Here is an 8,682-nt window from a genome sequence, read left to right on the forward strand (position 1 = left end):
CACTTTATATAGTAAAAGAAAAAGTGTTGAACGACTACTCCGTCGAGTAATCATCCAACACCAGATTAGTATGTTTTATTTTTGCTTTTATTTTCTGTTTGCCTACTTTTTAGAACAAAAGTTCGATATAATTTATTAGAACAAATGTTCAAGAAAGAAGTGGATTTTGATGTACGATTACCGCTATGAGCCCCACCGGGTTATTTTCATGATCGACAACAAATCTTTCTATGCCTCCTGCGAGGCCCTCCGCCTGGGCCTGAACCCAATGGAAGTCGCTTTAGCCGTCGTGTCCCAGCAGGTGGGGACTGACTGGGGGTCAGGCTTGATTATGGCTGCCTCGCCTTTGGCCAAGAAAAAGTACGGCCTGAGCAATGTCATGCGGGCCAGAGACTTGCCGCCTAAAGACCAGGCTCCGGACCTAATGCTGGTTGAGCCGCATATGAATCTTTACATCAAGCGCAGCATGGAGGTTTTGCAGATTTTCCGCAAGTACGCGGCAGATGAGGATATCCATGTCTATTCGATCGATGAAAGCATGATCGATATGACTGAGTCCTGGCACTTGTTTGGGGATGACCCTTATCTGGTGGCCCGGAAGATTCAAAAAGATATTCACGACAGCCTGGTCCTGTACACGACTTGCGGGATTGGGGAGAACCCCCTTTTGGCCAAACTGGCCATGGACATTTCCGCCAAGCACCGGACTTCGATGATTGCCTGCCGGCACTATATTGACGTGCCCGATACTATCTGGAAGATTCCCAAGCTGGAAGACGTTAGGGGGATCAATGTCAAGACGGCCAACCGCCTACGCCGGCTGGGGATCAACAACATGTATGGCCTGGCCCACAGCGATCCGGCTATTTTGAAGAAGGAGTTCGGAAGTGATCGGCGATCAGCTTTTTGCCATGAGCTGGGGAGTGGACCGGAGCATCATCAAGCAGAAGTACCGGCCCAAAAGCAAAAGCTACGGAAACTCCCAAATCTTAAGCCGGGACTATGAAGACCAGCAGGAAATTGAGATCGTTATTCAGGAAATCGGCGACCAGGTCGCGGCCAGAATCCGGGCCCAGCATTTGTTGGCTGGCCGGGTCAGCCTTTATGTCGGTTACGCTGACTACGAGGCAGATCCAGCTGGCTTCAGCATTCAAGAGAAGATCACGCCGACTGATATCTCCAGCGATTTGGTGGCCAAGCTCAGGGCCCTTTTCAGAAGAAAGTGGCGGGGGCAGGCGGTCAGACGGCTGGGAGTGACCTACAGCAATTTAGCGCCGGCCGGCTGCCAGCAGCTGACCTTCTTCCTGCCGCCAGCCGAGCAGATCAAGCAGCAGAAGCGGGATCAGGTGGTTGACAAATTACGGAAGAAGTATGGTTTTGCCAGTGTCGTCAGAGCCTCCAGCCTTTAGCCAGGGGCCACGGCAATTGCCAGAAGCCGCTTGGTCGGCGGCCACAATGGGGGCAACGCCTATGAGTAAGGAGTTTGACCAGCGGGTGACGGATTTTTTCGCCCATTATCAAGACCGGGGGATGAAGAAGTGGGCGGGCTTTTTCCTAAGCGACCACACGGCCATGATCAATAAAGAGACAAGGCAGAAAAGCGTGCCCGACCGGGCGGAAATGAGCCGGGAAGAGTGCGGAAAAGTGCTGGGAGCAGCTTTTGGCAACCAGCGGCCGGTGGCCGTCCAGCTGAAGGAAGTGGATGAAAACGGAGGAAATAGTTGGCTTTGTCCAGGGCTACGCGGAAGACAAGGTGGTGATTGGTGAACACGTCATTGCGCTAGACGACTTGCGCCGCGTCCTACTTTTAAGTGATTAAGGACAAAAGAAGCCCCGCTTCATGGTAAAGGAGGCTTCTGAGATTTATCTGTGTTTAATTGCAAAAGTTATTTTTCGTCCAGTCCTTTTTTGCCCTTGAAGATCAAGTTCAAAAGGACGGAAGAGATTGAGGCGATGACGATCCCGTTTTCTAGGAAAAACTGCAGTTCACTTGGCAGAGCCTGAAAGATGGTTGGGTAGACGGAAACGGCTAAGCCCAGGCCTAGGGAGATGGCCACGATCAAGAGGTTATGGTTGTCGCTGAAGTCGACCTTGAGCAGCATCTTGATCCCTTGTACGGCGATGGAGGAGAACATGACCACCATGGCCCCGCCTAAAACGGCCGTTGGCATGATGGTGACCAGGGCACCGACTTTTGGTAGAAGGCCCATGGCCATCAAGAGGCCGGCTGCCCAGTAGATCGGCCGCTTGGACCAGATGCCGGACAATTGCAGGAGGCCGACGTTCTGGGAGAATGTGGTGTAAGGGAAGGTGTTGAAGAGACCACCGAAAATCTGGGCCAGCCCTTCAGCCCGGTAGCCCCGCTTGAGGTCATCTTCCGTGATGTCCTTGCCCAAGAGGTCGCCTAAGGCGAAGAAGACGCCGGTTGATTCAACCATGGAGACCAGGGCGATGATCATCATAGTCAAGCTGGATGACCATTCAAACTTTGGCAAGCCGAAGTAGAAGAATTGCGGGAAGTGCAGCCAGGCAGCTTCAGAAACTGGGGTCAAAGAAACCATGCCCAGGCAGGCGGCCAGGAGAGTGCCGACGATGAGGCCGATCAAGATGGATATTGAGGCGATCAAGCCCTTGGCGAAGGCTTGCAGAGCCACGATCACCAAGATAGTGACGCAGCCGACCAGGAGGTTCTTCGGGTCACCGAAGTCCTTGGCAGTGGCTGACCCGCCGCCCAGCTTCTGGATGCCGACTGGGATCAAGGTCAAGCCGATAGTGGTGATCAAGGTCCCGGTGACAACTGGCGGGAAGAGCTTTTTGATTTTGGAAAAGACTCCGGCGATGAGGAAGACGAAGCCCCCGGCCACGATGATTGATCCGTACATGGTGCCGATGGAGTACTTCTGCCCGATCATTTCCAAAGGAGCAACAGCTTGGATGGCGCAGCCTAAAACGACTGGCAGGCCGATCCCGAAGTAGCGGTTGCGCAATAGCTGCAAGAGGGTGGCCAGGCCGCACATGAAGATGTCGATGGAGACCAGGTAGGTCAATTGCTCTGAGTTAAAGTGCAGGGCATTGCCGATCAAGATCGGGACCGCCACGGCCCCGGAGTACATGGCCAAAAAGTGCTGTAGGCCCAGGACAAAAGAGCGGCCTTGTGAAGGTTCTTGTGTTTGATCCATTTTTAGTAAATAACTCCTACTGTCAAAGATTAATTGAAGATAACTTGTCCGTCGGCGAATTTCTTGATGCTGGCCAAAGCTTCCAGGTGATAGCCATGGTTAACCAGCCAGTCGTGGCCGCCCTGGAAGGCCTTCTCCACAACAACGCCCACGCCGACTACTTCAGCGCCGGCTTGTTCAGCCAGGGAGATCAGGCCCTTGGCCGCTTCGCCGTTGGCCAGGAAGTCATCGATGACTAAGATGCGGTCATTGGCATCAAGGAACTTGGCTTCAACAGAAATGGTGTTGGTCACTTGCTTGGTGTAGGAGAAGACTTCCGCGGTGTAGACGGCGTCAGTGACGGTTGAAGGCTTCTTCTTTCTGGCAAAGATCATCGGCACGCCCAGGCAGTAGGCGGCCATGATGCCGGGAGCGATCCCGCTGGCTTCAGCGGTAAGGACCCGGGTGACGCCTGCATCCTTGAAGAGGCGGGCGAATTCCTGGCCCAGGGTCATCATCAATTGGGGATCGATCTGGTGGTTCAAGAATGAGTTGACCTTCAAGACGTCGCCTGGTAAAACGACGCCATCCTTCTTAATGCGTTCTTCTAAAAGTTCCATGTGACTCCTTTTAAAACAAAAAACAGCGGTAAACAGAAAAAGCTCCTTTTGCCAAAAGTAAGGCAAAAGAAGCTGCTTGGCCAGGGGCCAATGCTCCTAATACCTATAGTCCGGAGTTTACGGCTCCGGGTAGAGACTGCTGCCCGCATTGCAGCGATATATAAGTAGAAACATTTGTTAAGTTATTGCTAAATGTTACAGCAAAAGCCGAATTAATTCAATCTGATTTGGCGAAAAAATTTCTAATCTGGCGCAAAAAGTCCTAAAAGATTAAAAAAAATAGTGAATAATTCGCTTTTTGTTGACCTGGCGGCGAAAAACGTGTAAAGTTGATTAATTAAAAAGTATCAACGATTGTTTGAAAGGATAAAATCATGTCTTTGTGGGAAACCAAATTTGCTAAAGAAGGTATTACTTTTGACGACGTGCTCTTGATTCCAGCTGAAAGTCACGTTCTGCCGAACGAAGTCGACTTGTCAACCCAGCTGGCACCAAACTTGAAGCTGAACATTCCTTTGATCTCCGCTGGGATGGACACGGTGACCGAAGGCAGAATGGCGGCAGCCATGGCCAAGATGGGCGGCCTTGGGGTAGTCCACAAGAACCTTTCAATTCAAGCGCAAGCTGACGAAGTCCGTCTGGCTAAGAACACTCCGGTAACTGCCGAAGACACCCACGCTGCTGTTGACAAGGATGGCAAGCTCTTGGTAGCTGCTGCTGTCGGCGTGACCAGCGACACTTTTGAAAGAGCAGAAGCCCTGTTTGAAGCCGGTGCTGACGCGATCGTTATCGACACGGCTCACGGTCACTCAGCCGGCGTTTTGCGCAAGATCAAGGAAATCCGCGACCACTTCCCGCACAACACTTTGATTGCCGGCAACGTGGCTACTGCTGAAGGTACCCGGGCCTTGTTTGAAGCCGGTGTTGACGTAGTCAAGGTTGGTATCGGGCCTGGCTCAATCTGCACCACCAGAGTGGTTGCCGGTGTCGGCGTGCCGCAATTGACTGCTATTTACGATGCGGCTGACGTAGCCCGGGAATTTGGCAAGCCGATCATCGCTGATGGCGGGATCAAGTACTCAGGTGACGTGGTTAAGGCTTTGGCTGCTGGCGGCAACGCTGTTATGCTGGGCTCCATGCTGTCAGGTACTGAAGAAGCTCCAGGGGACGTGCAGCAAGGTTCTGACGGCCGTCTGGTTAAGTCCTACCGGGGGATGGGGTCAGTTGGCGCCATGTCCCAGCAACATGGTTCAAGCGACCGCTACTTCCAAGGCGGCGTGAACGAAGCCAACAAGCTGGTGCCAGAAGGCATCGAAGCTGTTGTTTCTTACAAGGGTACGGTAAGCAACGTTGTTTACCAGATCCTTGGGGGCCTGCGGTCAGGTATGGGTTACTGCGGGGCTGAAAACATCGACAAGCTGATTGAAACCGCCCAATTCGTCCGCATTTCAAATGCCGGACTGCGTGAATCCCACCCGCACGACGTGATGATGAGCAAGGCCGCACCTAACTACGGAGGCATCGACTTCTAATGGCAAAAATCGACTTAAGCAATTTTGACAAGATCATCGTCCTGGACTTCGGCAGCCAGTACAACCAATTGATTACCCGCCGGATCCGTGACTTTGGCATCTATTCAGAACTTTTGCCGCACACGATTACGGCAGAAGAAGTGAAGAAGATCGCTCCTAAGGGAATCATCTTCTCCGGCGGCCCGAACTCAGTTTACGATGAAAACGCCCTGGACGTTGATCCGGAAATTTTTGAACTGGGGATTCCAATCTTGGGTATCTGCTACGGGATGCAACTGATGACCCAGAAGCTGGGCGGGACGGTTGAAAAGGCCGGGGAAGCTGAATACGGCTCAGCCCACATTGAAGTCAAGGAAGCTGACAGCCCGCTTTACAAGGGCCTGCCAGAAAAGCAGGTTGTCTGGATGAGCCACGGGGACCTGGTAACCAAGGTGCCAGAAGGCTTTGAAGTTCTGGCTTCAAGCAAGAACTGCCCGATCGCTTCCATGGCTGACCCAGACCGGAAGTTCTACGCAATCCAGTTTCACGCTGAAGTCCGCAACTCAGAATACGGCCTGGACATCTTGCGCCGTTTTGCCTTTGACGTCTGTGGGGCCAAGGACAACTGGACCATGGATGACTTTATTAAGCTGTCTGTTGACTCAATCAGAGAAGAAGTTGGCGACGCCAATGTGATCCTGGGGATCTCCGGCGGGGTTGATTCCAGTGTTACGGCTACCCTTTTGCACAAGGCAATCGGCAGCCAGTTGACGGCGATTTTTGTCGACCACGGCCTGCTTAGAAAGAACGAAAGCGATGAAGTTATGGCCGCTCTTAAAGAAGGGCTGGGCGTGAACATCGTCAGAGTTGATGCTAAGGACCGCTTCATGTCCAAGCTGGCTGGGGTAACCGACCCAGAAAAGAAGCGGAAGATCATCGGTAACGAATTCGTGCAGGTCTTCAACGATGAAGCCAAGAAGATCAAGGACGCCAAGTTCCTGGCCCAAGGGACCTTGTACACTGACGTGATTGAATCAGGGACCGACACGGCCCACACGATCAAGAGCCACCACAATGTCGGGGGCTTGCCGGAAGACATGCAGTTCAAGCTGATTGAACCGCTGCGGCAATTGTTCAAGGACGAAGTCCGGGTCTTGGGTGAAAAGCTGGGTCTGCCACACGACTTGGTATGGCGGCAGCCGTTCCCAGGTCCTGGCCTGGCTATCCGGGTAATCGGGGAGATCACTGAAGAGAAGCTGCGGATCGTCCGGGACGCGGACGCGATCTTGCGGGAAGAAGTCAAGAATGCAGGCTTGCAGGAAAGCATTTGGCAATACTTTGTTGCTTTGCCAGGGATGCGGAGCGTCGGGGTCATGGGTGACGGCCGGACTTACGACTACGCTGTCTGCATTCGGGCCGTGACGTCAATTGACGGAATGACCGCTGACTTTGCGCAGATTCCATGGGATGTTTTGCAAAAGATCTCCGTGCGGATCGTCAACGAAGTCAAGCAGGTCAACCGCGTACTGTACGACGTGACGAGCAAGCCGCCGGCAACGATTGAATATGAATAAAATAAGCGGAATTTTTCTCCGCTGGGGAAACTACCTGGTTATTGCCGGGTAGTTTTTTTGTGGAAAAATGCAGGAAGTTGGAGCCTTAAAAGCAAAGTAATTACTGCTAGCAAAAGTATAGTCCAGAAATAATTTGACTCAATTATAAAGGGCTATCTCGACGTACGCATCAGTTTGGATAATCTGCGAGGTAAAAGCAAAATAGCTATAGTAAGTAATTTGCACAAGAATATGTTAAATCGCAGATAGTCAATATTTTGGTTTAAAGGCTGTATCTTTTGACACCGAATATGACACCATATATAATGATACTAGGAGTTTATAATGTCGAAATGGGATAAACTGTTACAGCACATCCTTTCATTATCAAAAGGCATGCGTTTTGTTGAATTGAAGAAGGTTCTAGAAAGTTATGGTTATGTAATGACGGCACCAAGAAGTTGAAGTAGTCATTATACGTTTCGCAAACCGGGTAAAACTCCCATTACGATCCCTAAACATGAACCGATTAAGAAAATATACGTTGAAATGGTACGCAAAGTTGTTGAGGAGGAAACGAAGCATGAAGACAATTGATGATTATCTGGCTATTCCATACAGACTTGAACTTGTGCCTGATCCAGATGAAGGCGGTTATGTTGCCAGCTATCCAGAATTGCCTGGGTGCATTACTATCGGGGAAAGTCTAGAAGCTGCTGCGAAAAACGCGGAGGATGCTAAAAAAGCGTGGCTGGAAGCCGCGCTGGAGGATGGTATTGAGATAGCAGAGCCGGCATCTCTGGATGACTATTCCGGGCAATTTAAGCTGCGGATTCCCAAGAGCCTGCACCGCTCACTTGCTGAACACTCTAAACGCGAAGGTGTCAGCATGAACCAGTATTGTGTCTATTTGCTGTCTAAGAATGATGCGCTGGAAGAAAGAAATAGAGCTTGATGTTGGAAACTACCTGGTTATTGCCGGGTAGTTTTTTATTGCAAAAATAAGGTAGAAATGCCTATCGAATGCTGAGTAATGTCTTGATTATAAAGAAGAGCAAAGCGATTTAATAAAATGCTTTGCTCTTCTTGTATATATAAGTGAATCTTTTTAACAGCGACGTATTACTTAACGCAGCTGATTGTATTTGTCTTGCAATAAAAAGTTAATCGTCTAACATCAGAATGAACTTTCTTTTGCGCTAACATTTGTAACTTATGTAATTCTTTCATTTTGTTACCTCCTAAAAATTGTTTACCACAGTAAACCTCCAACAAAATTAAAATACAAGGGTTTACTTTATATTTTTTTAATGTAAAATTTACCGTATAATATGGTGGATAAATTTGGAAGTGTAGGAAGAAAACACAAAAATATGAGGAGAAAAAACATGATAAATTTGAACTACCAGTCAAGTGACACATCACTTCTTCCGAGTGATTTTCAATTAGAAGATTATAAAAAAATTGCAAGAGATAGCAAAAAACGCTTTCTTCAATTTTGCTTTTCCAATGCTGAAATTCCCGATCAAGGATTCAAAATTCATATATCTGCAACACAAATCAATTATCAAGTGATTCTTGATGAAGTGTTTGATCTCTGTAAGTCAAATTTGATAGATTTCAAATATATATCTAATAGAGAACAACTTCTTGACAATTTGGCAGGAAAAGATGATTTATGGGCTAGTGGGAAATTTATTACTATCTATCCTTCAAGCTTGGATGACTTCAAAAAAGTTATAGTTAAACTCTACGAAAATAATGGTTCAGTATAAAAACTTGTGTAAATGACTGAGAGACTTAGAAAGCTTTCCGCGATAGTTCCATTAACCGCAGGAAG

General features: G+C 49.3%; 6 protein-coding genes, 2 pseudogenes and 1 riboswitch. Of the genes and pseudogenes, 6 read left to right on the forward strand and 2 right to left on the reverse strand.

Going from position 1 to position 8,682, the window contains the following annotated elements; genetic code table 11:
* The first annotated feature begins 169 nt into the window (after positions 1–169).
* Positions 170–1,478: pseudogene (locus FD23_RS07430) on the forward strand (Y-family DNA polymerase).
* Positions 1,471–1,819, forward strand: a pseudogene (locus FD23_RS07435) (hypothetical protein). The pseudogenes FD23_RS07430 and FD23_RS07435 overlap by 8 nt, the downstream one beginning before the upstream one ends.
* Before the next feature lie 67 nt (positions 1,820–1,886).
* Here FD23_RS07435 and FD23_RS07440 read toward each other — a convergent pair.
* A complete protein-coding gene (locus FD23_RS07440) occupies positions 1,887–3,179 on the reverse strand; it encodes a nucleobase:cation symporter-2 family protein (RefSeq protein WP_052933540.1) in 1,293 nt (430 codons plus the stop codon).
* A 29-nt stretch (positions 3,180–3,208) separates the two neighbouring features.
* Positions 3,209–3,778 carry a xanthine phosphoribosyltransferase gene (locus tag FD23_RS07445; RefSeq protein ID WP_025896237.1) on the reverse strand — a complete coding sequence of 190 codons (570 nt, stop codon included), beginning with the start codon at positions 3,776–3,778 and terminating at the stop codon, positions 3,209–3,211.
* Between the two features lie 86 nt (positions 3,779–3,864).
* Positions 3,865–3,962: riboswitch (purine riboswitch) on the reverse strand.
* Between the two features lie 190 nt (positions 3,963–4,152).
* Here FD23_RS07445 and guaB point away from each other — a divergent pair.
* From guaB to FD23_RS07465, 4 genes are all read left to right on the forward strand, one after another.
* Positions 4,153–5,310: an IMP dehydrogenase gene (gene guaB, locus FD23_RS07450; RefSeq protein ID WP_002877243.1), complete on the forward strand. Its 1,158-nt coding sequence runs from the start codon at positions 4,153–4,155 to the stop codon at positions 5,308–5,310.
* On the forward strand, positions 5,310–6,863 hold the full coding sequence (gene guaA / locus FD23_RS07455; protein ID WP_002877245.1) for a glutamine-hydrolyzing GMP synthase: 1,554 nt from the start codon (positions 5,310–5,312) through the stop codon (positions 6,861–6,863). The genes guaB and guaA overlap by 1 nt, the downstream gene beginning before the upstream one ends.
* Positions 6,864–7,425: 562 nt before the next feature.
* Complete coding sequence (locus FD23_RS07460; protein WP_025896240.1) at positions 7,426–7,797, forward strand: type II toxin-antitoxin system HicB family antitoxin; 372 nt, start codon at positions 7,426–7,428, stop codon at positions 7,795–7,797.
* A gap of 433 nt (positions 7,798–8,230) precedes the next feature.
* Positions 8,231–8,617, forward strand: coding sequence for a class III lanthionine synthetase LanKC N-terminal domain-containing protein (locus tag FD23_RS07465; protein ID WP_052933541.1), 387 nt, complete (start codon positions 8,231–8,233; stop codon positions 8,615–8,617).
* The last annotated feature ends 65 nt before the right edge of the window (positions 8,618–8,682 follow it).

The organism is Lactobacillus delbrueckii subsp. delbrueckii DSM 20074 = JCM 1012 (assembly GCF_001433875.1).
Taxonomy (GTDB): domain Bacteria; phylum Bacillota; class Bacilli; order Lactobacillales; family Lactobacillaceae; genus Lactobacillus; species Lactobacillus delbrueckii.

What these genes read in the sequence shown, in the direction of transcription:
- guaB (WP_002877243.1), top strand. Translation starts at nt 4,153, where the DNA reads ATGTCTTTGTGGGAAACCAAATTTGCTAAAGAAGGTATTACTTTTGAC.
- FD23_RS07440 (WP_052933540.1), bottom strand. Translation starts at nt 3,179, where the DNA reads ATGGATCAAACACAAGAACCTTCACAAGGCCGCTCTTTTGTCCTGGGC.
- guaA (WP_002877245.1), top strand. Translation starts at nt 5,310, where the DNA reads ATGGCAAAAATCGACTTAAGCAATTTTGACAAGATCATCGTCCTGGAC.
- FD23_RS07460 (WP_025896240.1), top strand. Translation starts at nt 7,426, where the DNA reads ATGAAGACAATTGATGATTATCTGGCTATTCCATACAGACTTGAACTT.
- FD23_RS07445 (WP_025896237.1), bottom strand. Translation starts at nt 3,778, where the DNA reads ATGGAACTTTTAGAAGAACGCATTAAGAAGGATGGCGTCGTTTTACCA.
- FD23_RS07465 (WP_052933541.1), top strand. Translation starts at nt 8,231, where the DNA reads ATGATAAATTTGAACTACCAGTCAAGTGACACATCACTTCTTCCGAGT.